Here is a 23,778-nt window from a genome sequence, read left to right on the forward strand (position 1 = left end):
GACATTCCTTGCTTCAGGACGAGCAAAATCAAATTTTCTCCGTAGCGCGGCGCACTAGCCATGCACAGCAGCAATCCAGCCTAGGTGAAGAAACGGACAGGTCGCCACCGGTTCAGTCACTGAGGAATTATTTGCAAGTCTGCTGTGCAGGCGCAGTGCGCGGTGTGCTTTGCCGAACTTTTTCGGAAGCCGTTACTCCACCTGATTTTGGTTCAGGAGAAATGAGATGGATCCGCTATTGAACGGAATGAACGTCGCCATCCTCGTCACCGATGGCTTCGAGCAAGTAGAACTGACGGAACCGAAAAAGGCACTGGAAGCCGCCGGGGCACTGACCCGGATCGTGTCCGACAAGTTTGACAAGGTAAAGGGCATGCATCACGACCAGCCAGGTGATGAATTTACGGTCGACCTGCTGCTGCGTGAAGCCGATGCAAAAGCTTTCGATGCGGTGTTGCTGCCAGGCGGAAAAGTGAATGCTGCAGCACTGCGCAATATGGGCGAAGCCCAGCGTTTCGTGCAAAACATGGAAGAAGACCACAAGCCCATCGCCGTGATTTGCCATGGTGCGTGGCTGCTGGTGTCGGCCGGCATGGTGGAGGGACGGACCTTGACCAGTTTCCCTGCACTGGAACAGGATATCCGCAGCGCAGGCGGCAACTGGGTCGATCAGGAAGTGGTGGTTGACAGCAATCTGATCAGTAGCCGCACCCCGGAAGACATTCCGGCGTTCAACGACAAGATGGTGGAAGTCATTTCCGACAGGATGCGCGCGCATCTGCGTGGTACGCCGGATGAACATGCGGTGGGACTGGCGAGTAGTTGACCTTGCATTCCAGCTAGGGAGACCTACTGAGAGCCCTGTCAGGTTCCCTCCCCCTTGCAGGGGGAGGGTTAGGGAGGGGGTAGTGCGGTCGATCAATCGCAAGAGTTGACCGACGTTCACACCCCCATCCCAACCTTCCCCCTAAAAGGGGGAAGGAGCTTGCCAACTATATCGCTTCATTTCCCCCTCGATCCAATCAATTCCTTGCATGCGAAAGATGGAAACTCTCCAGGCCTTCCACCTGTGACATATCGCGCGCCAGCACGCTGATCGGCGCACCGCTGCTCCTGCTGTATGCCACCGCAACGAAATGCCATTCGATTTTTCCATTCTGCATGGCAATGGAAATTGAACCGCCAGCAATTTCATATCCACGATTCATCGCTGCTTCGCGCAACTTCTGTTCACTGGGTGCAGCACCTTTCTTGAAGCGCATCACAATCGCGATCGCCTGACGTGTCGGCAGCCGGCTTGCCAGGCGTGGCACACCGATCATGCAGAATGCTGACATGAAGGCCAGCAGCATCGCCGACAGATAGAACCCGACGCCCACCAGCACGCCGATCACGGACGTCGCCCAGATCGATGCCGCCGTGGTCAGGCCGCTGATATTGCGGCCCTCCTTCATGATGACACCGGCGCCGAGGAAGCCGATGCCGGTGACGATGCCTTGTACGATGCGGGTCGGATCCGCGCCCAATCCCACCATGACCTGTCCGCCGTACCAGTCATTCGGATAGCCTGCGATGACGGTGAGTGCGGCCGAGCCCATGCAGACCAGCCCATAGGTGCGCATGCCGGCGGCACGGCCGCGATACGATCGCTCGTAGCCAACTAGCAGGCCAAGCAGCAAGGCGCCGAACAGGCTGAAGAAAACGATCAGGTTGGTGGCAACCACCGGTCCCGACCAGAACGCTGCCAGCAATTCGAGCGATGGCAGGTCGGCGAGAAAACTATTCATGAAATCCTTGTGAGTCGACTGGGCGCAGCAAGCGTATCAGAGCATCAGGCGCGGAAGCGGCGCAAGCCGTCCAGATCGAGGATTTGTATGCCGCCGTAATCGACTTTCAGCAAGCCTTCCTTTTCGAGCACCTGCAATGCCTGGTTCGCGCGCTGGCGCGAGGCACCGGACAGATAGCCGATTTCTTCCTGGGAAATCTGCAGCAATGGATTAGCCCCGGGATACAGATGGGCATTGAACATTTCGGCGAGGCAGCGTGCGACACGTGTGTCGACGTCGAGTAGCCGGTCGACCTCCACCATGCCGATGAACTGGCCTAGCCTTTCGTTGAGCTGCATCAACAGGAAGCGGGTGAACGGCAAACTATTGTCGAGCAGCCAATTAAAGGTAGAGGCCGGCATGCGCGCGATCCGACTGTCGCGCAAGGCGGTAACGTCGTACTTGCGCACCTCGCCCTTGAGCACCGTTCCCTCGCCGAACCAGCTGCCGTTGGACAGGCCGGTAAAGGTGATGGATTTACCTTCGGGCGAAAGATTGTTCATCTTGACCAGCCCGTCGATCACCCCCAGCCAGGCATCGACCTTTTCACCCTTGCGGCAGACGTAACCGCCTTTCGGCACAAACTGCTCGACGGTATCGGCCTCCACGCGCGCCATTTGTTCCGGGCTGAGCTGGCGAGCCCAGATGGTCTCGCGCAAGGCCTGCTCCAGCGTGCGTTTTTCTACGGTCATGGTGCGATGCATCAACGATAGTTTTTTATTTTGATCAGGATTGTCAGTCAAATGACAGCGCACAGCGGCTTCGCTGTCTAGTATGCTGACAACAAAGAAAACAACGGAGACATTGTAAGCCGACTTCCACCGTGCGGATATAGCTGCGCACAGGGTGGACCGGTGGGCTTGCATCGCCTGACCAGCCAAACGGACAAATGGCCGGCGCTCCGCATTCGATCCTTCATGACGGCACACCTGTTATAAGAGAGCGGGACGATGGAAGAGACAAGCAAGTCGGGCGGACACACTTTCCCCCGCATCCTGCTGCAGCACGCGCAAAAACGTGCCAGCAAACCAGCCTTTCGAGAAAAAGACCTCGGCATCTGGCAGACCTGGAACTGGTCGCAGGTAGCCGATGAAGTGCGCGCACTCGCCTGTGGCTTGGCTGCCATGGGGTTTAAACGCGGCATGAACCTGGCGATCATCGGCGACAACCGTCCGCGTTTGTACTGGTCCATGCTGGCCGCGCAGTGCCTCGGCGGCGTTGCGGTGCCGCTGTACCAGGATGCGCCGGCGGCGGACATGATGTTCGTGCTCGACGACGCGGAAATCGACTTCGCCGTGGTGGAAGACCAGGAGCAGGTTGACAAGCTGTACGAAATCAAGCAAAGCCTGGAGCGGCGCAGTTCGCTTATTTCGCATATCATTTTTGACGACGACCGCGGCATGCGGCACTACGTCCGGCCCGAGCTGAGTTCCTTTGAAAAGGTGCAGCAGCTGGGCCGCGAATTCGATCGCGCGCATCCGGAATTTTTCATGCAGGAAGTCAACGCCGGCCGCCATACGGATACCGCGGTGATGCTGTACACCTCGGGTACGACCGGCAAGCCGAAAGGCGTCTGTCAGACCCACCATGCGTTCATGTCGGCGGCAATCGGCGGCATTGAATTCGACAAGCTCACCGGCGATGAAGACATCCTCTCCTACCTGCCGATGGCATGGTGCGGCGACCACCTGTTCTCGTTTGCGCAGGCGCTGGTGGCCGGCTTCACCGTCAATTGCCCCGAATCGGGCAATACCGTGATGACCGACATGCGCGAAATCGGCCCGACCTATTATTTTGCGCCGCCGCGCATCTTTGAAAACATGCTGACCACCGTCATGATCCGCATGGAAGATGCGGGCGCGATCAAGCGAAAGATTTTCCATCACTACATGGAAGTCGCGCGCCGGGTCGGCGCCGATATCCTCGACGGCAAGCCAGTCGGGTTGACGGACCGCATCAATTACGGCATCGGCAATCTGCTGGTCTACGGGCCGCTGAAGAACGTACTTGGCCTGTCGCGTGTGCGCATCGCCTATACGGCGGGTGCGGCGATTGGCCCTGACCTGTTCCGTTTCTATCGTTGCATCGGCGTCAATCTCAAGCAACTGTACGGCGCGACCGAAACCTGCGCGTATGTCTGCCTGCAGCCGGATGGCAACATCAAGTTCGACAGCGTCGGCCTGCCTGCGCCGGGCGTGGAAGTAAAGCTCGCGCCGAACGGCGAAGTGCTGGTGAAATCGGATGCGATGCTCAAGGAGTACTACAAGCGGCCGGATGCCACCGCCGAAGTCATCGACAGCGATGGCTACTTCCATACCGGCGACGCCGGTATCTTCGATGAAGACGGCCACCTGAAAATCATCGACCGTGCTGCGGACGTGGGCCGTATGAATAGCGGCGACATCTTCGCGCCCAACTATATCGAAAACAAACTGAAGTTTTTCCCCTTCATCAAGGAAGCAGTCGCCTTTGGCAACCAGCGCGACATGGTGTGCGCGTTCATCAACATCGATCTCGACGCAGTCGGCAACTGGGCCGAACGACGCGGTATTGCGTATTCGGGCTATACCGATCTGGCCAGCAAACATGAAACCTACGACCTGATCGCCGAGTGCGTGGAAAAGGTCAACGCCGATCTCGCCAGCGAAGCCATGATGTCGGGCACACAGATTCATCGCTTCCTGGTCCTGCACAAGGAACTCGATGCCGACGATGAAGAACTGACCCGCACGCGCAAGGTGCGACGCCGTTTCGTGGGCGAAAAATACAAGGTGCTGATTGATGCACTGTACAGCGGCCGGACCTCGCAATATATCGAGACCCAGGTCAAGTTCGAAGATGGCCGCACCGGCATGGTGGCCGCCGATCTGCGCATCGTCGATGTGAAGACATTTTCGTCATTGAAAAAGGCAGCGTAAGCACATGAACAGCAATCGCAACATCGGCGATGTGATCCTGGACCTGCAAAACATATCGCTGTCGTTCGGCGGTGTGAAGGCGCTGACCAATATTTCCTTCGACGTGCGTGAGCATGAGATCCGTTCCATCATCGGCCCCAATGGCGCCGGCAAGAGTTCGATGCTCAACGTGATCAACGGCGTCTATCGTCCGCAGGAAGGCGTGATCACCTATCGCGGCCAGCAACGCCGCGACATGAACACCTATGCGGCGGCCAAGAGCGGCATCGCCCGGACCTTTCAGAACATTGCGCTGTTCAAGGGCATGACCGTGCTCGACAACATCATGACCGGTCGCAACCTGAAGATGCAAACCAACTTCCTGATGCAGGCCTTGTACTGGGGACCAGCGCAGCGTGAAGAGATTGCACACCGCAAGGTGGTCGAAGAAATTATCGATTTCCTGGAAATCCAGCACATCCGCAAGACGCCGGTGAGCCGCCTGCCCTATGGCTTGCAGAAACGCGTCGAACTGGGTCGTGCGCTGGCCGCCGAACCGTCGATCCTGCTATTGGACGAGCCGATGGCCGGCATGAACGTCGAAGAAAAACAGGACATGTGCCGCTTCATTCTCGACGTCAATGACCAGTTCGGCACCACCATCGTGCTGATCGAGCATGACATGGGTGTGGTGATGGATATTTCGGACCGGGTCGTGGTGCTGGATTACGGCAAGAAGATCGGCGACGGCACCCCCGACGAAGTACGCAAGAACGACGACGTGATTTCTGCCTACCTCGGCACGGCGCATTGATTGATGCAAACCGCGTAGAACACTCACGTCACGCACTCATCCGCGAACAAGGAAAAGCATCATGGGATTTTTTATTGAAACGGTTTTTGGCGGCCTGATGGCCGGCATGCTGTACGCGCTGGTGGCGCTGGGCTTCGTGCTGATTTTCAAGGCATCCGGCGTGTTCAATTTTGCGCAAGGCGCGATGGTGCTGTTCGCCGCGCTGGCGATGGCGCGGTTTGCCGAATGGATTCCCGCCTGGCTGGGGCTGAGCAACAAGTTCCTGTCCAATGCCCTGGCGCTGGTCGCCTCGATCGCACTGATGATTTGCGTGGCATGGCTGATCGAACGGCTGGCCCTGCGCAAGCTGGTCAACCAGGAACCGATCGCCTTGCTGATGGCGACGCTGGGCATCGGTTATTTCCTGGATGGCGCCGGACAACTGCTGTTTGGCAGCGCGACCTACAAGATCGATGTCGGCATGCCGAAGGAGCCGATGATGGTGATGGAAAACACCTTCGAAGGCGGCCTGCTGCTGAGCAAGGAAGACTTGTATGCGGCACTGATCGCCGCGACGCTGGTGGCCGCGCTGTCGATCTTTTTCCAGAAGACCGCGACTGGGCGTGCATTGCGCGCCGTCGCCGACGATCACCAGGCAGCGCAATCGATCGGCATCCCGCTGTCGCGCATCTGGGTCATTGTCTGGTCGGTGGGCGGTATCGTGGCCCTGGTGGCCGGCATTATCTGGGGCTCCAAACTGGGTGTGCAGTTCTCGATTTCGCAGGTGGCATTGAAAGCATTGCCAGTGGTGATTCTCGGCGGACTGACTTCGGTGCCGGGCGCGATCATCGGCGGACTGATCATCGGCGCGGGCGAAAAATTGTCTGAAATTTATCTTGGGCCTTTCCTCGGCGGCGGCATCGAAAACTGGTTTGCCTATGTGCTGGCACTCGGCTTCCTGCTGGTTCGGCCGCAGGGATTGTTCGGCGACAAGATCATCGACCGGGTGTAGCCGGGGGTAGTCGGGTGTAGCAAGCACCAGCAGGAAACACGAAAAAACAGCAAGAAACAACCCGCGCCGGAACCACGGACGCATTGGAGACAAGCATCATGTTTTATCGCGAAAACGGCCAGTTCAAAACCACGTATCGCCTCGACCAGCAGATTTTCCCGATCTCGCAGGACCGCATCGCGATGGGCCTGTTGCTGGCGGTCGCCTTCATCGTCCTGCCGGGACTGGCCAGCGATTATGCATTCCGCGCCATCTTCATTCCCTTCCTGATCCTGTCGCTGGCGGCCATCGGACTCAATATCCTGGTGGGTTACTGCGGACAAATCTCGCTCGGTACCGGCGCGTTCATGGCGGTCGGCGCCTACGCCGCATTCAATTTTCATGCACGCTTTCCAGGCATGCCACTCCTGTTGTCACTGATCGGCGGCGGCCTGTGCGCCACCGTCATCGGCGTGATATTCGGCACGCCCAGCCTGCGCATCCGCGGGCTGTACCTTGCAGTGGCGACACTGGCCGCGCAATTCTTCATTGACTGGTTCACCAACCGCGTGCCCTGGGTGACCAATAATTCTTCCTCCGGTTCGGTCAGCGTCGGCACTCTGCAGATCGCCGGTTTCACGCTTGATACCCCGGTGTCGAAATACCTGTTTTGCCTGACGCTGGTGCTGGTGATCGGGCTGCTGGCCAAGAACCTGGTGCGCAGCGCAATCGGGCGCGAATGGATGGCGATCCGCGACATGGACGTGGCCGCATCGGTGATCGGCATTCGTCCGGTGTTTGCCAAGCTGTCGGCCTTTGCGGTGAGTTCCTTCATCGTCGGTGTTGCCGGCGCGCTGTGGGGCTTCATCCACCTGGGCGCATGGGAACCGTCGGCATTCAATATCGAAAAATCTTTCCAGCTGCTGTTCATGGTCATCATCGGCGGACTGGGTTCGATCGTCGGCAGCTTCTTCGGTGCAGCCTTCATGGTGCTGCTGCCACTGTTCCTGAACCAGGTACCGCACTGGCTGGGCCTGCCCCTGTCGACAGCGACCGCATCACATCTGGAACACATGATTTTTGGCGCGTTGATTGTGTTTTTCCTGATCGTGGAGCCGCATGGCCTGGCTCGGCTGTGGCTCACCGCGCGGCAAAAACTGCGGGTCTGGCCGTTCCCGCATTGATCCGAACCCGGCTAACGTTTTCATCTCGCACCACGGGTGCGTTTACAACAAGGAGACAAAAATGATGTTGAAGACCATTGCTGCTACCGCCGCCGTTGCGGCAGCCGGCTTCTCGGCACTGACCGCGGCGCCGCTGGCGTACGCACAATCGGCCGAGCAGTTCATCCCTCTGCTGGTGTACCGCACTGGCCAATTCGCGCCACTGGGCATTCCCTGGGCCGACGGCAAGCAGGATTACCTGAAACTGATCAATGCCCGTGATGGCGGTGTCAACGGCGTCAAGCTGACGTACGAAGAATGCGAGACCGCCTATGACGCCGCCAAGGGCGTCGAATGCTACGAGCGCCTGAAAGGTCGCGGTACCGGCGCTTCCGGCTTTGACCCGCAGTCGACTGGCATCACCTTTGCGCTGACCGACAAAGCCTATAGCGACAAGATGCCGATCGAGACACTCGGTTATGGCCTGTCGCAGTCGAGCGACGGCAGCGTGTTCGAATGGAACTTCCCGCTGCTCGGCACGTACTGGACCGCCGCCGACGTGATGATCCAGGACATCTTGAAAAAAGAGAAAGGCAATCTGAAGGGCAAGAAGATTGCGCTGGTCTATCACGACTCGCCATATGGCAAGGAACCAATCCCGCTGCTGCAGAAGCGTGCGGCAAAAGATGGTTTCACGCTGTCGCTGTTCCCGGTCACGCCGCCCGGCGTCGAGCAGAAGTCGACTTGGCTGCAGATCCGCCAGCAGCGTCCCGACTATGTGCTGTTCTGGAGCGCGGGCGTGATGACACCGGCGGCGATTCGCGAAGCGCAGGCAACCGGTTATCCGCGCGACAAGATGTACGCGATCTGGTGGGCTGGCTCCGATCATGATGTCAAGGATATCGGCGACGGTGCCAAGGGCTATAACGCGATCACCATCCACAACAGCGCAGCACGCGACAAGGTGCATGAGGACCTGAAGAAGTTTGTGTACGACAAGGGTCAGGGCACCGCAGGCGATGGCAGCGAAGTCGGCACGCTGGCGCATACACGCGGCATGATGATCTCGATGATGCAGGTCGAAGCGATCCGTACCGCACAGGAAAAATACGGTAAGGGCAAGCCGCTGACACCGGAGCAGGTACGCTGGGGCTTTGAAAACCTGAACCTGAGCGCGGACCGCCTGAAGGCCTTGGGCTTTGGCGAAATCATGCGTCCGGTGCAAACTTCCTGCGCCAATCACATGGGTGCCGACTGGGCGCGCATCGTGCAGTGGGACGGCGCCAAGTGGAAGATCACTTCCGACTGGTACCAGGCCGACAAGACCATGATCGACCCGTTGGTCAAAGAGTACGCCGACAAGTACTCGAAGGAAAAGAACATCAAGCCGCGTAGCTGCTGATGTTTTTACTGTCCCGGCTACGCACCTTTTATCGTGCAGCCGGGACAGCTGCCTCACCGGTCAAACGAAACGCAAGAAGGAAATCCTATGCCGTCCGCCGTGCTGTCCTCCGCGCCTGTGAGCGCTCCGGCGCAAGCCGCCAACCTGCTGGAAGTCAATGGCATTGAAGTCATCTATAACCACGTGATCCTGGTGCTCAAGGGCGTCTCGCTGCAAGTGCCGGAAGGCCGCATCGTTGCACTGCTCGGCGGCAATGGCGCGGGCAAGACCACGACGCTGCGCGCGGTGTCCAACCTGTTGCACGGTGAACGCGGCGAAGTGACCAAGGGCATGATCCAGTTGCGCGGCGAGCGCATCGAAAACCTGTCGCCCGCGCAGCTCGTGCAGCGTGGCGTGGTGCAGGTGATGGAAGGCCGCCATTGCTTTGCCCACCTGACCATCGAAGAGAACCTGCTGACCGGCGCCTACACGCTGAAGAACAAGGGTGAAATCTCGGCGAACCTGGACAAGGTGTACACCTATTTTCCGCGTCTGAAAACGCGCCGCACCTCGCAGGCCGCCTACACCTCCGGCGGCGAACAGCAGATGTGCGCGATCGGCCGCGCGCTGATGACCAGTCCGCGCATGGTGCTGCTCGACGAACCGTCGATGGGCCTGGCGCCGCGCATTGTCGAAGAAGTATTCGATATCGTGCAAGACCTGAACAAGAAAGAAAAAGTCACCTTCCTGCTGGCCGAGCAGAACACCAACATGGCGCTCAAGTACGCAGACTACGGCTACATCATGGAAAGCGGACGCATCGTCATGGACGGCGCAGCGCGCGACCTCGCTAGCAATGAAGACGTCAAGGAGTTTTACCTCGGCGTCGGCGGCGAGGAGCGAAAGAGCTTCAAGGACGTGAAGAGCTACAAGCGTCGCAAGCGCTGGCTGGCATAACGCGGATCAGTGGCATAAGGCCCAAGCCCTACTTCTTACCATCATTTATCCATCGAACCGGCAGCCAAGCGATGTCCCACATTCTTGATACTCTTGAAACGCGCGACCCACAGGAACGCGAACGCAGCCTGATGCACCAATTGCCGCAACTCGTGGCGCGCGCGCAAGCCGCGCCGGGCTGGGGCAGGATTCTTTCCGGCGTGAATGCGGCCGATATTTGCTCACGCCAGGCTCTCGCGCAATTGCCGGTGACGCGCAAATCCGAGCTGAAGGAATTGCAGCAACAGGACGCGCCCTTTGGCGGGCTGACCAGTACCGCGCCCGCCGGCATGCGGCATGTCTTCATGTCGCCGGGACCGATCTTCGATCCGGAAGGGCAAAGTCAGGATTGGTGGCGCTTCGGCCGTCCGATGGCGGCGCTCGGCCTGCGCGCCGGACAACTCATTCAAAATTGTTTTTCCTATCATTTCACGCCGGCGGCCTTCATGGTCGAAGGCGGCGCGGCCAGGCTGGGATGCGCAGTCATTCCGGCGGGCGTCGGCCAGACCGAGATGCAGGTGCAGGCGATTGCCAGCCTGCGTCCGGATGCGTACGCGGGCACGCCTTCCTTCCTCAAGCTCATCATCGAAAAGGCGCAGGAAATGGGCGCGGATTTCAGCAGTGTGCAGCGCGCGCTGGTCAGCGCCGAGGCACTGCCGCCGTCGCTGCGCAAATGGCTGCAGGACAACGGCGTGCCGCATGTATTGCAGGTCTACGGCTCGGCCGATATCGGCAGCATTGCCTATGAAACCGAGACCGACGGCCAGGTGAATCCCGGCATGGTGGTCGATGAAGACCTGATCCTGGAAATCGTGCGTCCCGGCACCGGCGACCCGGTTGCGGACGGCGAAGTCGGCGAAGTGGTCATCACCTCTTTCAATCCCGATTATCCACTGGTCCGTTTCAGTGTCGGTGATATGTCGGCGGTACTGCCAGGTGTGTCGCCCTGTGGCCGCACCAATGTGCGCATCAAGGGCTGGATGGGGCGGGCCGATCAAACCACCAAGGTCAGGGCGATGTTCGTGCATCCGTCGCAGGTAGCGGAAATCGTCAGGCGGCATCCGCAGATCGGACGCGCGCGGCTGGTGGTGTCCGGCGAGATGGCCAATGATGTGATGACATTGCAATGCGAAGTGGACGATCCGGCAACGCTGGCGGCGTCCGAGGTCGTCGAGACCATAAGGGATGTCACCAAGTTGCGCGGTGATGTGCAACTGGTGGCGCGTGGCAGCTTGCCGAACGACGGCAAGGTCATCGAGGACGCACGCAAATATCAATGAGGCGGCGGGTGCGATGCACCCTGCCGGTCCTGCGTTGATGCCTTGGTGTCAAGGCATCAACGCATCAAGGCGACATCAAAATGGTTTTTTCACGACCTTGTCCGGCGAGTGACCGGGCCGGTCGTTGACCACTTCATCAACGCCACCGGTCTCACGCAAGTCGGTATCGACCTGGCCGTTCTGCAAGTCCTCATAAGCCTGCTTCATATCGTCGCGCACATTATCGTCGTAGTTGTCATTCGATTCATCGCGCTCGTGCGGCATCCGTGGCGTCGAACCGTCCCGGTAAGGTCGTTGGGTGGTTACCTGGTGCTGCTTCAAGGTGGTCTTCATCGCTCCCTCACATGAAAGAATGTCATTCTGTTCGAGGCGAATCCGCAGGAAAGATTCCCGCACGATGGCATAAACGTCCGCTGACCTGCCAGGGATCAAGCTTGCGTTCAGGCACCTTCGACGATGAACAGGCGGCCAACCGAATTGGTTTGGCGGATTACCATTGCTTTCTGATACTCCGGGGACTTGTACCAGCGCTGCGCCTGTTCCAGCGAAGGGAATTCGACAATCACGGTGCGCCAGCCGGCATTGTGGGTTGCGTCCTCGCCCTCGCGCTGGTCGCGCTGGCCGCCACGCACCAGGAACTGCCCGCCATACTGCTTGACGGCCTCGGTCGACAAGGCCCGGTATCCTTCATAATCTGCGGGGTTGGTTACGTTGATTTCCGCGACAACGTAGGCTTTTTTCACTATTTTCTCCATTGCATGTATTGAAGTTTACAGCTTGCCATTATCTTGCCACATGCGTGCCGGCGTCATATGATGGCCGCCCGCCAAGGTCATGCGTTAGCATGATGACTGGCTGCATGCAGTACCCGTTTATCTTTTGATGTGAGGCCCCGTGCCATGACCTATATCGATTCCGAATTTCACCGTGACAAAGCCCGCGCGCTCCTCAATGACGCCGAACTGATTTTTGACGATGCAGCCGTCCAGCGCGCGGTCGATGATGTCGCCGCGAAGCTGAATGATCGCTTCGACAACAATGAAGGCGCTCCCTTCCCGCTCGTGCTTGGCGTCATGGGGGGCGCGGTGGTGTTTTGCGGCCAGTTGCTGACGCGGCTGAAGTTTCCGCTGGAATTCGACTACATGCACGTGACCCGCTATGGCAGCAAGGACCAGGGCGGCAAGATCGAGTGGAAAGTGATTCCGCGTTCCAACGTACAGGATCGCACGGTCATCGTGCTGGATGACATTCTGGACGAAGGCGAAACGCTGGCGCATGTGAAGGAGCGCCTGCTGGAAATGGGTGCGGCGGAAGTCGTGCTGGCGGTGTTCGCCGACAAGAATATCGGCAAGAGCAAGCCGGTGACGGCGGACTATATCGGCCTGACGCTGCCGAACAAGTTTGTGGTGGGTTACGGGATGGATGCCTATGGTTACTGGCGTAACCTCCCGAGTATCTGGGCAATCAAGACGGGCGGGTAAGCACGGATAAGCGCGTACCAGACGTTCGGAGACGATCCGTCTTTTACCATCTGCGTCCTTGCCTGAACGAAAAAGCCGGCAGACTCCCGCGAGTCGGCCGGCTTCCTTGTTTTATATGCCGATCCGCTTTTTCGCGGCCACGTACTCGGCGGTCAGTTTCTCCATTACTTCCGGCACGCTCATGACCGCATCCATCAGGCCGACGCCCTGACCGGCACCCCAGATATCGCGCCATGCCTTGGCTTTGCTGCCGCCACCGGAGCCGAAATTCATTGCCGACTTATCGGCTTGCGGCAGGTTGTCCGGATCCAGTCCCGCAGCGACGATCGACTTGCGCAGGTAGTTGCCATGCACGCCAGTGAACAGGTTGGTGTAGATGACGTCCGCTGCCGCCGATTCCACGATTGCCTGACGATAGTTGTCGTCGACATTGGCTTCCCTGGTCGCCAGCCAGCGTGATCCGATGTAAGCGAAGTCGGCCCCCATGGCCTGCGCCGCCAGCACCGCATCGCCGGTCGCGATGGAACCCGACAAGGCGATCGGTCCCTTGAAGAACTTGCGCACCTCGCCGACCAGTGCGAAGGGCGACAGCGCGCCCGCATGGCCACCGGCACCTGCGGCCACCAGGATCAGGCCATCAACGCCGGCTTCCAGCGCCTTCTGCGCATGACGGATCGAAATCACGTCGTGCAGCACGATGCCGCCATAGCTATGGATCGCGTCCAGCATTTCCTTCGGCGGTGCGCGCAGGCTGGAAATGATGATGGGGATCTGGTGCTTTACGCAAACTTCAACGTCATGCGCCAGGCGGTCATTGGACTGGTGCACGATCTGGTTGACCGCGATGGGACCGACCCTGGCGCCGGGATTGCTGCGCTTGAAGGTTTCCAGATCAGCCTGGATCTCGGTCAGCCAGGTATCCAGCAATTCCGCCGGACGCGCATTCAGTGCCGGGAATGAACCGACGATACCGGCCTTGCACTGCGCCTTGACCAGTTCCGGGCCGCTGGCGATGAACATCGGCGACGCAATAACGGGCAGGCTCAGGTTCTGCAAAACCGCCGGCAAATGATTGTTGCTCATGAAAACTCCTTGGATGTGGCTCCGAACCGTTCCGCTTACGTAACGAAATTCGTTGCAAAATTTGTCATGCGCCTGTCGGCCGATCTCGATTGGCCGATTGCGTTTTTTTATTTTCTGTTTATGATGTTATCAGAAAAAACAACGTTTTTGCACAACGCCTCTGGAACATGAAATCTAAAAAAACACCGGTGGTTGATTTCCGCCAGGCACAGGAAGAATTACGCAGCACGCTCAGGCAGGGCATGCTGGAAGCCGCCACGCGGCTGCTGACCGAAGAAGGTCCGGCGGCAATGACGGTCCGGCGCGTCGCCGACGCCGTGAACTGCTCGACCACCCTGCTCTACTCGCTGTTCGGCGGCAAGGATGGCCTTGCCAACGAGTTGTACCTGGAAGGCTTTGCGCGCCTGAAAGCGGAGTTTGCCGCTGCGGCGCAGGCCGCGAAAAAGAAATCCGATACCGAAGGCCTGGGACCGCTGCTCTTGCACGCGCGGGTGTATCACGAGTATGCGAAGCGTAATCCGAGTTACTACATGGTGATGTTTGGCGACGCGATTGCCGGCTTTGTGCCGCCGATCGAATCGCGCAATCAGGCCTGGGAATCGCTGGCTGTGCTGATCGAGACGTTTGACGCGGCGATGAAGGATGGGACGCTGCCGCCTTCGAATCCGACTGCCGCGGCGCGCTTGTTGTGGGCGGCGATGCATGGCGCGGTGAGTTTGGAGTTGAAGGGGTATTACCTGAAGAGCGAGCGCGCGGATGAGTTGTTTAATGCGGCGGTGAATGCGGTGTTGCGGTCGTTGCAGATGGGGGAGAAGGAAGTAGCGTAGGCGGGGGTTGGTGTGCTTTTATCGCCGCATTGTTCTGTTCAGCCCCAACGGATTTTTGGTTTAACAGGCAAGTTCGTTGACTCAACCGCACTACCCCCATCCTAGCCTTCCCCCTACAAGGGGGAAGGGACCGGGCGGTGCAGGCGCGAAGGTCAGAGCACTTGCCCCGCGTTGTGCATAGAGGCTGTGGTGGTTGTTCCCCTGTGCCGACGCCAAAAGAGTGCGCGTCAAAACGGATAAAGAAGCGAAACCTGTTTGAGCCGCAGGCGAGTTTCGGGGTCGCACCTCGGCGGCCCCCTTTCTTTGCTTACTTTCTTTGGCGAAGCAAAGAAAGTGAGTGGCCCGCCGGGGCCAGTCCCGGCAAGCATCCTCGAAGAACAGAACGTCCTGCATTACCGAAGAAAAAACATCACGAGAAACCAAAACCCAAAGGAGCCCATCATGAACTACGAATGCCTCACCCTCACCATCACCAACAAAATCGCCCACCTAACCCTCAACCGCCCCGCCACCCTCAACACCATGCACCCCGCGCTCTGGCGCGAACTCACCCACGCCCTCACCACCCTGAACCGTGAAGCCAACGCCAGGGTGCTCATCATCTCCTCAACAGGCAAACACTTCACCGCCGGCATGGCCCTCGACGTCTTCGGCGCCGACACCGGCATCTCGCTCAACGACAGCACGGCAGCCGGCCGCGCCAACATCGTCCCCCAGCTCACCGACATGCAACAGGCATTCAACCTGATTGAACAGCTGCGCATGCCCGTCATCGCCGCCATCCAGGGCGGCTGCATCGGTGGCGGCGTCGACATGATCAGCGCCTGCGACATCCGACTCGCTACCGCCGACGCTTTCTTTTGCATCCAGGAAATCAACATCGGCATGACCGCCGACCTTGGCACCTTGCAACGCCTGCCCAAACTGATCCCGGAAGGCATCGTGCACGAGATGGCCTACACCGGCCGCCGCTTGCCCGCGCAACGCGCATTCGCGGTCGGTTTGGTCAATGAAATATTCGATACGCAGGACACAATGCTCGAAGCCGCCCTGCAAATGGCCCGCGAAATCGCCGAAAAACCGCCAGTCGCCATCTGGGGCAGCAAACAGGCCATCCACTACGCACGCGATCATTCGACCCATGACGCCCTGCAACAGATGGGCTGGCTGCAGTCGGGCATCTGGCAGACCGGCAACCTGGTGGAAGCCTTCACCGCCAAGCAGCAGGGACGCGCACCGCAATACGACGACCTAGCGCCGCTGCATTCCTTCAGCGAAGGCAAGTACGAACTGAAATAACGATCGCCAACACTCTTCCCGCATTCACATTCAAGGAGACAAGCATGTTTGAACCCAAACTGTTGCAAGGCAAACGCATTCTGGTGACCGGTGGCGGCACCGGCCTCGGCCGCGCGATGGCGGAAAAATATTTATCGCTCGGCGCCGACATCTACATCTGCGGCCGCCGCAAACCAGTGTGCGACGAGACTGCGAAAGAAATGATGGCCACCTATGGCGGCTCGGTAAAAACCTTCGGCATCGATATTCGCGACGCTGCAGCAGTGGATGATATGGTCGAGCAGATTTTTGCCGAAGGTCCGCTCACGGGCCTGGTGAACAATGCGGCAGGCAACTTTATCTCGCCTACATCGGCCTTGTCGCCGCGCGGCTTCGATGCGATCGCCAATATCGTGATGCACGGGACTTTCTACGTCACGCATGCGGTCGGACGGCGTTGGGTGGAGATGGCGGCAAAGGGACAATGGAAACCGGAAGACGGCTATCGCAGCGTGGTGTCGATCATCGTCACCTGGGTGCTGAACGGCGGTCCCTTCGTCGTCCCATCGTCAATGAGCAAGGCGGCGATCCATGCGATGACCATGTCGCTGGCCACCGAGTGGGCGCAGTACGGCATACGCCTGAATGCGATTGGCCCGGGTGAAATCCCGACTGAGGGCATGAGCAAGCGCCTGAACCCGGGAGAAGCGCCCGGCGCACGTTCCGCCGCGATCAACCCGATGGGACGTGCAGGCAAGATGGAAGAATTGCAGAACCTTGCAAGCTTCCTGATGAGCAATGGCTGCGATTGGCTGACCGGTCAGGCAATCATGATGGATGGCGGCAACCACCTGGCGACAGGCGGCAATTTCTATGAATTGCGCTCGTGGTCGGAACAGCAGTGGAAAGAAGCGCGCGACCGGATCGAGGCGCAGAACAAGAAGGACAGAGAGCAGCGCACAGCTTGATCGGCTGACGCTGTAGCGGCTGAGGCTGAGGCTGAGGCTGATTGAGGGTGTGACGAAGGCGACGGATCAGAACACGGCAAACACCACCTGTTCTCAATCCCGATTCCGAAGCGCCTCGCCACTCACCTCGGCCGCACCAACGCGCACCAGTTGCTCGACCGCCCATTGCGCAAGCGCGTGCTCATCCTGATGCAAAAAGCGCCGATTCGCCTCGCCGAACAGATACATTTCCGACATCAGTTGCGGCACCTGCGCCAACGGCAGGCTTTGCTTTTCCAGCAGCAAAAACTTCAGCAATACCTTGATCGCGTTTTGCGCGTTACGCGCCGGATCGGCGGCAAAATACGCCAGCCGCGAGTAAGCGGTTTCAAGGGCCTTGCCGATGTTACTGAACGGCGCGCCATGCCCGGGAATCACCAGCTTCACATCCAGCGCGGCAATCATGTCCAGCGTCGCGCGCACTTCCGCAAAACCGGATTCGCCTTCCAGCTCGGGGAAAACCACACCGAAGCCATGCTCCCACAAGGCATCGGCGGAAATCAGGATGCCTTCATCCGGGCAAAAGAACACCAGCGAATGCGGATCGTGCCCGGGCGCCCCCAGCACCTGCCATGGCAGGTCGCCGAGCGTAATCACATCGCCCGGCGTCAGTGTCTCCTCGAAGCGGAAGCGCTCGCATTGCTGGCCGGTCGCTTCATATGTCAGCTCGTCTTCGTTCCAGGTTTGCACCTTGGCCGCCTCTGAAGCCGGAATCGCGGTGCGGCACAAGAAGCGGCGCTGCAGCGCGGCGTTGCCGCCGCAGTGATCGGAATGCAGATGGGTGTTGACCAGCCGGTCCAGTGGACGACCCTGCAACGCATGCTCGACCAGGGCCACCGTTTGCGCAGCGTGAGTCGCATATCCGCTGTCCACCAGCGCAGTCTCGTTCCGGCCTGTAAAGAGAATGTTGTTCGACGACAGCCAGCCGCGCTCGAACACTTCCATCGATGCGGGTAGTTTCATTTTTTCATTTGATAGGCCAGCGAGATCTTGGCGAATTCCACCAGGATGGATTGCGAACCACCGTTGAAGGTTGTGAAGGAGTTACCGGTGCGGACCACCAGGCGCGGTGGAAAGATCGCCGACAGGTAGGGAATGCCGATCATCTTGGCGCTGCGGATGTCGCGCCATTCGACATGGCGGTTATACATCCAGCGTTGCGTGATGCCGGACTCGTTGATCGTGATGGTCGAGCGCAGGAACCAGTAATAGCTGATGATCAGCATCAGCGCGGCACCGGCGAGCAAGGCTTTGACGCCAAAACCGTATTGCATCAGCGGAAAACGGATCGCGATATTCATCCCGTAAGTCGCGAGCAGGATCGTGACGACCGTTGCCAGGATTTTGAACCAGAGGCTGTACGCGGGACCGGTAAGAGCTTGCTGCGGTTTGTAGAAATCGAGAGTCATTGTCTATTTGTTACGTTGCACGCCTTGCGGCACATTGCCCGCACGGAGGAAGGGCTCGGACCGGAAGAAGGAATCGCCGCGCAGGTACGCCTGCAGCATGTCGGTCGCATCCAATCCCCAGAAACAACGATTATCCACTACCGCGGTCGGCACGCCAAACACACCGGCGGCAATCGCCTGCTCACCATGATTGCGCAGTTGTTGCTTGACCGCGGGGGTATCGAGCATGTCGGGCGTGACGGACAATTCGTTCAACAACTGGCTGAAGTTGTCGCTTTCATTAGGGAGTTTGCCTTCGCGCCAGACCCAGCGAAACAGACGTCGCACGACTGCCGGCGTGCTGCCGAGGGCAATGCACAGGCGCAGCAACGGCAAGGGGTTGAACGGATGCTGGGCGGGCATCGTCAGCGGGATGCCATGCTTGTGCGCAAGCCAGGCGCAGTGCTCGTAGGTCCATTGACGTTTCGGCACGATTTCGGCGGGACCGCGGTTGTCCCAGTGCGTGAGCAAGGCGGCGAACAGGACTGGCTTGAAGTCAATTTGCACATCGCCGGGCAGCGTATGCAGCAGTTCGCTTTGCAGATAGGCAAAAGGCGAGATGAAGTCGAAGTACCAGTCGATCTTTTGCATAGTGTTGCTCCCTTGGCATGGTTTCGGTTGCTCCTTCCTTCTGCAAGGAGATGATCATGATGTTTCCCTTTGACTGAGGGGCATTCCTGCTACCGGCCTGCTCCTTCCCCCTCTTAGGGGGAAGGTTGGGATGGGGGTAGTGCGGTCGCTTCATCGACTGCGATATCTCGATCGCACTACCCCCACCCTAGCCCTCCCCCTGCAAGGGGGAGGGAACCTGTTCAATACTGGCAGATCACGGCGATGCCACTTATTTCACAACGCGCAATTCAAAACAACGCGTCCTGCCGCCGACGAATTTCCACCCACACCGCACGCTTCACGTCATTCGTCGCCGTGCTCCACATTCTGATCTCGTCGATCGTGCGGAAGCATCCTTCGCACAAACCGCTCACTGCGTCCATCTTGCAGATATTGATGCAGGGCGACGGCACCGTACCGGTGTCGTTGTCCGTGATTGGATCGTAGTTCACCGTCATGCCGATTCCATTTCAGTGCGCAGGGCGACGTCGGCGACCGGTGCGCCAGTCATGTTGCGTAATTGTTCGGGCGTCAGGTTGAAAACTGCATGCGGATGTCCTGCCGCTGCCCAGACGCTGGGCAGTTTCATCAAATCTTCGTCGATCAGCATGACGGTCTTTTCTACATGCCCGATCGGGCAGACGCCACCGATCGCGTAACCGATGCGCGTTTTTACAAACTTCGCATCGGCTCTGCCGAGCGGCCCGACGATGGCCGCGACCTTCTGTTCATCGACCCGATTGACGCCGCTGGCGACCACCATCACCGCCGCGTCATCGGACAGACGGCGAAACACGATGGACTTGGCAATTTCCGCCACGCCGCAGCCGAGGCCGGCAGCCGCTTCGGCCGACGTCTTGCCGGTTTCGGGCAGCATGACCACCGGCTTGTCATGGCCAAGCGCTGCGAGCAGGTCGGCAACGCGTTGCGCGGAATCGGGAAGTTTTGTTGTTGTGCTCATTGTGCAGTCTTGAATAAGGGTTCGATGCGTTCGCGCAGGATCGGCAACACCTCCAGCTCGAACCAGGGATTCATTTTGAACCAGTAGCGGTTGCGCGGGCTGGGATGCGGCAATGGCAAGTAGCGCGGCAGGTAGTCGCGGAAGGCCGCCACCGTATCGGTCAGCGTTGACCTGGCATTTTCGCGCAAATAATATTCCTGCGCATACCGGCCGATCAGCAACACCAGTTGTACATCAGGCATCGCTTGCAGCAGCGGGGCATGCCATGTGGGCGCGCACTCCGGTCGCGGCGGCAGGTCGCCGCTGCGACCCTTGCCCGGATAGCAAAAGCCGGTCGGCACGATGGCCACCCGGGATGCATCGTAAAAACTGTCGCGCGACAGGTTCAGCCATTCGCGCAAGCGATCGCCCGATGGATCATTCCACGGGATGCCGGTGTCGTGTACCTTGCGTCCCGGCGCCTGGCCGACGATCAGCAGCCTGGCAGTCGCGCCCGCCTGCACCACCGGACGCGGGCCGTGCGGCAGGTTGGCTTCGCAGCGACGGCAGGTGCTGATGTCGGTCAACAGCGCAGGAAGTTCCAGCTTGCCCACTTCTATCCCGTTGCCTGTTATCCGAGCCGTTTTGCCGCGATCGCGTTACCCGCGCGGCTTACCGCTTTGCGGCCGAGATGCTGCGAGATGAACTGGCCGGCGTCGACGACCTTGTCGAGATCGATGCCGGTGTCGATACCGAGGCCGTTCATCAGGTACAGCACGTCTTCGGTCGACACATTGCCGGTCGCGCCTTTGGCATACGGGCAGCCGCCGAGTCCCGCGACCGAGGAATGGAAAATCGAGATGCCGACTTCCAGGCTGGCGTAAATGTTGGCGGTCGCCTGGCCATAGGTGTCATGGAAATGACCGGACAGGCGCTCGATCGGGAATTCCTTCGCGACGCGTTCCATCACGGTTTGCACTTTCCTTGGCGTGCCGACGCCGATGGTGTCGGCAATGTCGATTTCATCGCAGCCGAGTTCACGAAGGCGCTGCACGACGTCAGCCACGCTTTCCGGCGACACCTCGCCCTGGTAGGGGCAGCCGAACGAGCAACTGATGCTGCCGCGCAGCCGGATGTTGTGCTGCTTGGCTACCTGCGCAACTTCGCGGAAACGCTCGATCGATTCGGCGATCGAGCAATTGATGTTCTTTTGCGAAAAGGCTTCGGATGCCGCGCCAAAGATCACGACTTCATCGGCCTTCGCGGCGATGGCGGCTTCCAGTCCCTTCATGTTCGGCGTCAGCGCGGAATAGATCACGCCGGGCTTGCGTTTGATTTCGGCCATCACCTCGGTCGAGGTTGCCATCTGCGGCACCCATTTCGGCGAGACGAAGGAAGCGGCTTCGATGTTGACGAAGCCGGCGTCGGTGAGACGGTCGACCAGTTCGATCTTGACGGAAGCCGGAATGGTTTCCTTTTCATTCTGCAGGCCGTCACGCGGGCCGACTTCGACGATTTTGACTTTGCTGGGCAGGGTCATTTTTATCTCTCGGAGAGTAGTTTTCGCTCCTTCCCCTTCAAGGGGAAGGCTGGGATGGGGATGGGTTTGGTACTTTGCTGCACCCATCCCCACCCTAACCCTCCCCTTGAAAGGGAGGGAACGTTCTTATGCGACTGACGGCAATGGTGAGTCAAGCTGCCTTGAACGCCAGCAATTGCGCACCTTCCGCCACCTGATCACCAACGGCATACAACAACTCTTCCACCGTCCCATTGGCCGGCGCGGCAATCGTATGTTCCATCTTCATCGCTTCCATGATCAGCAATGGTGTACCTTTTTCCACAGTCTTGCCTTTGTCGACCAGCAGCGCGACGATCTTGCCGGGCATCGGTGCCGTCAGGCGGCCACCTTCAGCCTCGGCTTCACCGGCATGCGCAAGAGGATCGTTGTAATTGAGAACATAGTGCGCACCACCCGTGAACACATGGAACACATCGGCTGCGCGCACCACCGTGCCGCGTACCGCCGTACCATCCACCTTGATGACCAGATGCTGGCCCTTGCGCTCGACCAAGGTCATCACCGATGAGGGCGCGCCTACGCCGATGTTCCAGCCGGCATCGCGATAGCTGACCGATACAGGATAGGTAGTGGCTTCTTCCGCAAATTCCAGTGTGCGCATGAGCGCCGTATTCATGCGCCAGCCGCTGGTATTGGCCCAGGGATCGTTGGCTGCGATACCGTCATTTTGCTCCGCGGACAACAGCGATGCGGCTGCCAGCCCAAGAATCTGCAGCGATACCGGTGCCGCCTGCGGGAACAGCGCATCGTGGTTGCGTTCGATCAGGCCGGTATCGAGATCGGCCTGCGAGAACGGGCGGCTTTCCACCAGGCGCTTGAGGAAGGCGACGTTGGCCGAAAGACCAACCACCTGAAATTCCGACAGCGCCTGCGACATGTGGGCGAGCGCTTCTTCGCGGTCGTTGCCCCAGACGATCAGCTTGGCGATCATCGGATCGTAGAATGGTGAAATTGCATCGCCTTCGCGCACGCCGGAATCGATACGCACCGCGGCCGGATTGCCGGGTACAACACCATTGCCCAGTTGAAAACTGACCGCTTCCGGCGTATGCATATGCTGCAAGGTACCGATGGACGGCAGGAAACCCTTTTCGGGATTTTCCGCATAGATGCGCGCTTCCAGTGCGTGGCCGTGGATGCGCAGTTCATCTTGCTGCTTCGGCAGCGTTTCACCAAAGGCGACGCGCAATTGCCATTCGACCAGGTCATGGCCGGTGATCATTTCGGTGACCGGGTGCTCGACCTGCAGGCGGGTATTCATTTCCATGAAATAGAAGCTGCCGTCCTGGTTGGCGATGAATTCCACCGTACCCGCGCCGACGTAACCAACCGCCTTGGCGGCGGCGACCGCTGCTTCACCCATCGCGCGGCGACGTTCTTCGGTCATGCCGGGCGCCGGCGCTTCTTCCAAAACTTTCTGGTGGCGGCGCTGCACCGAGCAGTCGCGCTCGAACAGGTAGACGCAATTGCCATGGGTATCGGCAAACACCTGAATTTCGATATGGCGGGGTCGGGTCAGGTATTTTTCGACCAGCACCTTGTCGTCGCCGAAGCTGTTGATCGCTTCGCGCTTGCAGGATTCAAGCGCGGCCTTGAAGTCTTCGCTTTTCTCGACGATGCGCATGCCCTTGCCGCCACCGCCCGCGCTGGCCTTGAGCAAGACCGGGTAACCGATCTTGTCGGCCTGCTCCCGTAGAAAATCCGCATCCTGATTGTCGCCATGGTAGCCGGGCACCAGCGGCACATTGGCTTTTTCCATCAAGGCCTTGGCGGCCGACTTGGAACCCATCGCGCGAATCGCCGATGCCGGCGGGCCGATGAACACCAGGCCGGCCTTGGCGCAGGCTTCAGCGAACTCGTCGTTTTCCGACAGGAAGCCATAGCCGGGATGGATGGCCTGGGCGCCGGTGGCAAGCGCGACTTCGATGATCTTGTCGGCGCGCAGGTAGCTTTCCTTGGCCGGCGGCGGGCCGATCAGGACCGACTCGTCGCAGACGGCGACGTGCTTGGCATTGGCATCGGCTTCCGAATACACAGCAACGCTTTTGACGCCGAGGCGATGGGCGGTGGCGGCCACGCGGCAAGCAATTTCGCCGCGGTTTGCAATCAGGATCTTGTTAAACACGCTATCTCCTTTTGGGTGGCGTTGGGGTTGTCTCTTGTTGTAATGCTTTTTGTGGCGCCCCCCTTGCG

General features: G+C 59.3%; 25 protein-coding genes. 12 read left to right on the plus strand and 13 right to left on the minus strand.

Going from position 1 to position 23,778, the window contains the following annotated elements; translation table 11 throughout:
- The first annotated feature begins 226 nt into the window (after positions 1-226).
- Positions 227-826, plus strand: a complete 600-nt coding sequence (locus ASE07_RS00425) for a type 1 glutamine amidotransferase domain-containing protein (protein ID WP_057288823.1) — start codon at positions 227-229, stop codon at positions 824-826.
- Between the two features lie 196 nt (positions 827-1,022).
- Here the strand turns inward: ASE07_RS00425 and ASE07_RS00430 are convergent, their stop codons facing one another.
- Both ASE07_RS00430 and ASE07_RS00435 read right to left on the minus strand, forming a co-directional pair.
- Complete coding sequence (locus tag ASE07_RS00430) at positions 1,023-1,766, minus strand: MgtC/SapB family protein (protein WP_057289054.1); 744 nt, start codon at positions 1,764-1,766, stop codon at positions 1,023-1,025.
- A gap of 65 nt (positions 1,767-1,831) precedes the next feature.
- Positions 1,832-2,518 carry a Crp/Fnr family transcriptional regulator gene (locus ASE07_RS00435; protein WP_235548295.1) on the minus strand — a complete coding sequence of 229 codons (687 nt, stop codon included), beginning with the start codon at positions 2,516-2,518 and terminating at the stop codon, positions 1,832-1,834.
- Between the two features lie 258 nt (positions 2,519-2,776).
- On the opposite strand from ASE07_RS00435, the gene ASE07_RS00440 reads away from it, so the two are divergent.
- The 7 genes from ASE07_RS00440 to ASE07_RS00470 all read left to right on the plus strand — a co-directional run bounded on the left by ASE07_RS00440 (position 2,777) and on the right by ASE07_RS00470 (position 11,327).
- Positions 2,777-4,744 carry an AMP-binding protein gene (locus ASE07_RS00440; RefSeq protein WP_057288825.1) on the plus strand — a complete coding sequence of 656 codons (1,968 nt, stop codon included), beginning with the start codon at positions 2,777-2,779 and terminating at the stop codon, positions 4,742-4,744.
- Between the two features lie 4 nt (positions 4,745-4,748).
- The gene (locus ASE07_RS00445; RefSeq protein ID WP_057288826.1) at positions 4,749-5,537 is read left to right on the plus strand and encodes an ABC transporter ATP-binding protein; all 789 of its coding nucleotides are present in this window, start codon (positions 4,749-4,751) and stop codon (positions 5,535-5,537) included.
- A gap of 61 nt (positions 5,538-5,598) precedes the next feature.
- The gene (locus ASE07_RS00450; RefSeq protein WP_057288827.1) at positions 5,599-6,528 is read left to right on the plus strand and encodes a branched-chain amino acid ABC transporter permease; all 930 of its coding nucleotides are present in this window, start codon (positions 5,599-5,601) and stop codon (positions 6,526-6,528) included.
- A 98-nt stretch (positions 6,529-6,626) separates the two neighbouring features.
- Positions 6,627-7,691, plus strand: coding sequence for a branched-chain amino acid ABC transporter permease (locus tag ASE07_RS00455; RefSeq protein ID WP_057288828.1), 1,065 nt, complete (start codon positions 6,627-6,629; stop codon positions 7,689-7,691).
- A gap of 61 nt (positions 7,692-7,752) precedes the next feature.
- A complete protein-coding gene (locus tag ASE07_RS00460; protein ID WP_057288829.1) occupies positions 7,753-9,072 on the plus strand; it encodes an ABC transporter substrate-binding protein in 1,320 nt (439 codons plus the stop codon).
- 87 nt (positions 9,073-9,159) lie between these two features.
- Positions 9,160-10,008, plus strand: a complete 849-nt coding sequence (locus ASE07_RS00465) for an ABC transporter ATP-binding protein (RefSeq protein WP_057288830.1) — start codon at positions 9,160-9,162, stop codon at positions 10,006-10,008.
- 71 nt (positions 10,009-10,079) lie between these two features.
- Positions 10,080-11,327, plus strand: a complete 1,248-nt coding sequence (locus ASE07_RS00470) for a phenylacetate--CoA ligase family protein (RefSeq protein ID WP_057288831.1) — start codon at positions 10,080-10,082, stop codon at positions 11,325-11,327.
- A gap of 75 nt (positions 11,328-11,402) precedes the next feature.
- On the opposite strand, the gene ASE07_RS00475 is transcribed toward ASE07_RS00470, so the two are convergent.
- On the minus strand, positions 11,403-11,660 hold the full coding sequence (locus ASE07_RS00475) for a hypothetical protein (protein ID WP_156396311.1): 258 nt from the start codon (positions 11,658-11,660) through the stop codon (positions 11,403-11,405).
- A 107-nt stretch (positions 11,661-11,767) separates the two neighbouring features.
- A complete protein-coding gene (locus ASE07_RS00480; RefSeq protein ID WP_156396312.1) occupies positions 11,768-12,070 on the minus strand; it encodes a DUF1330 domain-containing protein in 303 nt (100 codons plus the stop codon).
- A gap of 156 nt (positions 12,071-12,226) precedes the next feature.
- Here ASE07_RS00480 and ASE07_RS00485 point away from each other — a divergent pair, with 156 nt between their 5' ends.
- Positions 12,227-12,808: a hypoxanthine-guanine phosphoribosyltransferase gene (locus tag ASE07_RS00485; RefSeq protein WP_057288834.1), complete on the plus strand. Its 582-nt coding sequence runs from the start codon at positions 12,227-12,229 to the stop codon at positions 12,806-12,808.
- 111 nt (positions 12,809-12,919) lie between these two features.
- Here the strand turns inward: ASE07_RS00485 and ASE07_RS00490 are convergent, their stop codons facing one another.
- The gene (locus ASE07_RS00490; protein WP_057288835.1) at positions 12,920-13,891 is read right to left on the minus strand and encodes an NAD(P)H-dependent flavin oxidoreductase; all 972 of its coding nucleotides are present in this window, start codon (positions 13,889-13,891) and stop codon (positions 12,920-12,922) included.
- 167 nt (positions 13,892-14,058) lie between these two features.
- On the opposite strand from ASE07_RS00490, the gene ASE07_RS00500 reads away from it, so the two are divergent.
- The 3 genes from ASE07_RS00500 to ASE07_RS00510 all read left to right on the plus strand — a co-directional run bounded on the left by ASE07_RS00500 (position 14,059) and on the right by ASE07_RS00510 (position 16,964).
- Positions 14,059-14,718: a TetR/AcrR family transcriptional regulator gene (locus tag ASE07_RS00500; RefSeq protein ID WP_057288837.1), complete on the plus strand. Its 660-nt coding sequence runs from the start codon at positions 14,059-14,061 to the stop codon at positions 14,716-14,718.
- 441 nt (positions 14,719-15,159) lie between these two features.
- Positions 15,160-16,017 (plus strand): enoyl-CoA hydratase-related protein, encoded by an 858-nt coding sequence (locus ASE07_RS00505; RefSeq protein WP_057288838.1) that lies wholly within the window; start codon positions 15,160-15,162, stop codon positions 16,015-16,017.
- A 44-nt stretch (positions 16,018-16,061) separates the two neighbouring features.
- Complete coding sequence (locus tag ASE07_RS00510) at positions 16,062-16,964, plus strand: SDR family oxidoreductase (RefSeq protein ID WP_057288839.1); 903 nt, start codon at positions 16,062-16,064, stop codon at positions 16,962-16,964.
- Between the two features lie 93 nt (positions 16,965-17,057).
- Here ASE07_RS00510 and ASE07_RS00515 read toward each other — a convergent pair whose 3' ends face one another.
- The 8 genes from ASE07_RS00515 to ASE07_RS00550 all read right to left on the minus strand — a co-directional run bounded on the left by ASE07_RS00515 (position 17,058) and on the right by ASE07_RS00550 (position 23,710).
- A complete protein-coding gene (locus ASE07_RS00515; protein WP_057288840.1) occupies positions 17,058-17,966 on the minus strand; it encodes an MBL fold metallo-hydrolase in 909 nt (302 codons plus the stop codon).
- A complete protein-coding gene (locus tag ASE07_RS00520) occupies positions 17,963-18,412 on the minus strand; it encodes a hypothetical protein (RefSeq protein ID WP_057288841.1) in 450 nt (149 codons plus the stop codon). The genes ASE07_RS00515 and ASE07_RS00520 overlap by 4 nt, the downstream gene beginning before the upstream one ends.
- A 3-nt stretch (positions 18,413-18,415) precedes the next feature.
- Positions 18,416-19,042, minus strand: a complete 627-nt coding sequence (locus tag ASE07_RS00525; RefSeq protein WP_057288842.1) for a 2-hydroxychromene-2-carboxylate isomerase — start codon at positions 19,040-19,042, stop codon at positions 18,416-18,418.
- A 269-nt stretch (positions 19,043-19,311) separates the two neighbouring features.
- Positions 19,312-19,521 (minus strand): DUF1289 domain-containing protein, encoded by a 210-nt coding sequence (locus ASE07_RS00530; RefSeq protein ID WP_057288843.1) that lies wholly within the window; start codon positions 19,519-19,521, stop codon positions 19,312-19,314.
- Complete coding sequence (locus ASE07_RS00535) at positions 19,518-20,024, minus strand: YbaK/EbsC family protein (protein WP_057288844.1); 507 nt, start codon at positions 20,022-20,024, stop codon at positions 19,518-19,520. The genes ASE07_RS00530 and ASE07_RS00535 overlap by 4 nt, the downstream gene beginning before the upstream one ends.
- The gene (locus ASE07_RS00540) at positions 20,021-20,617 is read right to left on the minus strand and encodes a uracil-DNA glycosylase family protein (protein WP_082583866.1); all 597 of its coding nucleotides are present in this window, start codon (positions 20,615-20,617) and stop codon (positions 20,021-20,023) included. The genes ASE07_RS00535 and ASE07_RS00540 overlap by 4 nt, the downstream gene beginning before the upstream one ends.
- Positions 20,618-20,634: 17 nt before the next feature.
- Positions 20,635-21,543: a hydroxymethylglutaryl-CoA lyase gene (locus tag ASE07_RS00545; protein ID WP_057288845.1), complete on the minus strand. Its 909-nt coding sequence runs from the start codon at positions 21,541-21,543 to the stop codon at positions 20,635-20,637.
- Between the two features lie 151 nt (positions 21,544-21,694).
- Positions 21,695-23,710, minus strand: coding sequence for an acetyl/propionyl/methylcrotonyl-CoA carboxylase subunit alpha (locus tag ASE07_RS00550; protein WP_057288846.1), 2,016 nt, complete (start codon positions 23,708-23,710; stop codon positions 21,695-21,697).
- Positions 23,711-23,778: the final 68 nt, after the last annotated feature.

Source organism: Noviherbaspirillum sp. Root189 (genome assembly GCF_001428545.1).
Lineage (GTDB): Bacteria > Pseudomonadota > Gammaproteobacteria > Burkholderiales > Burkholderiaceae_D > Noviherbaspirillum.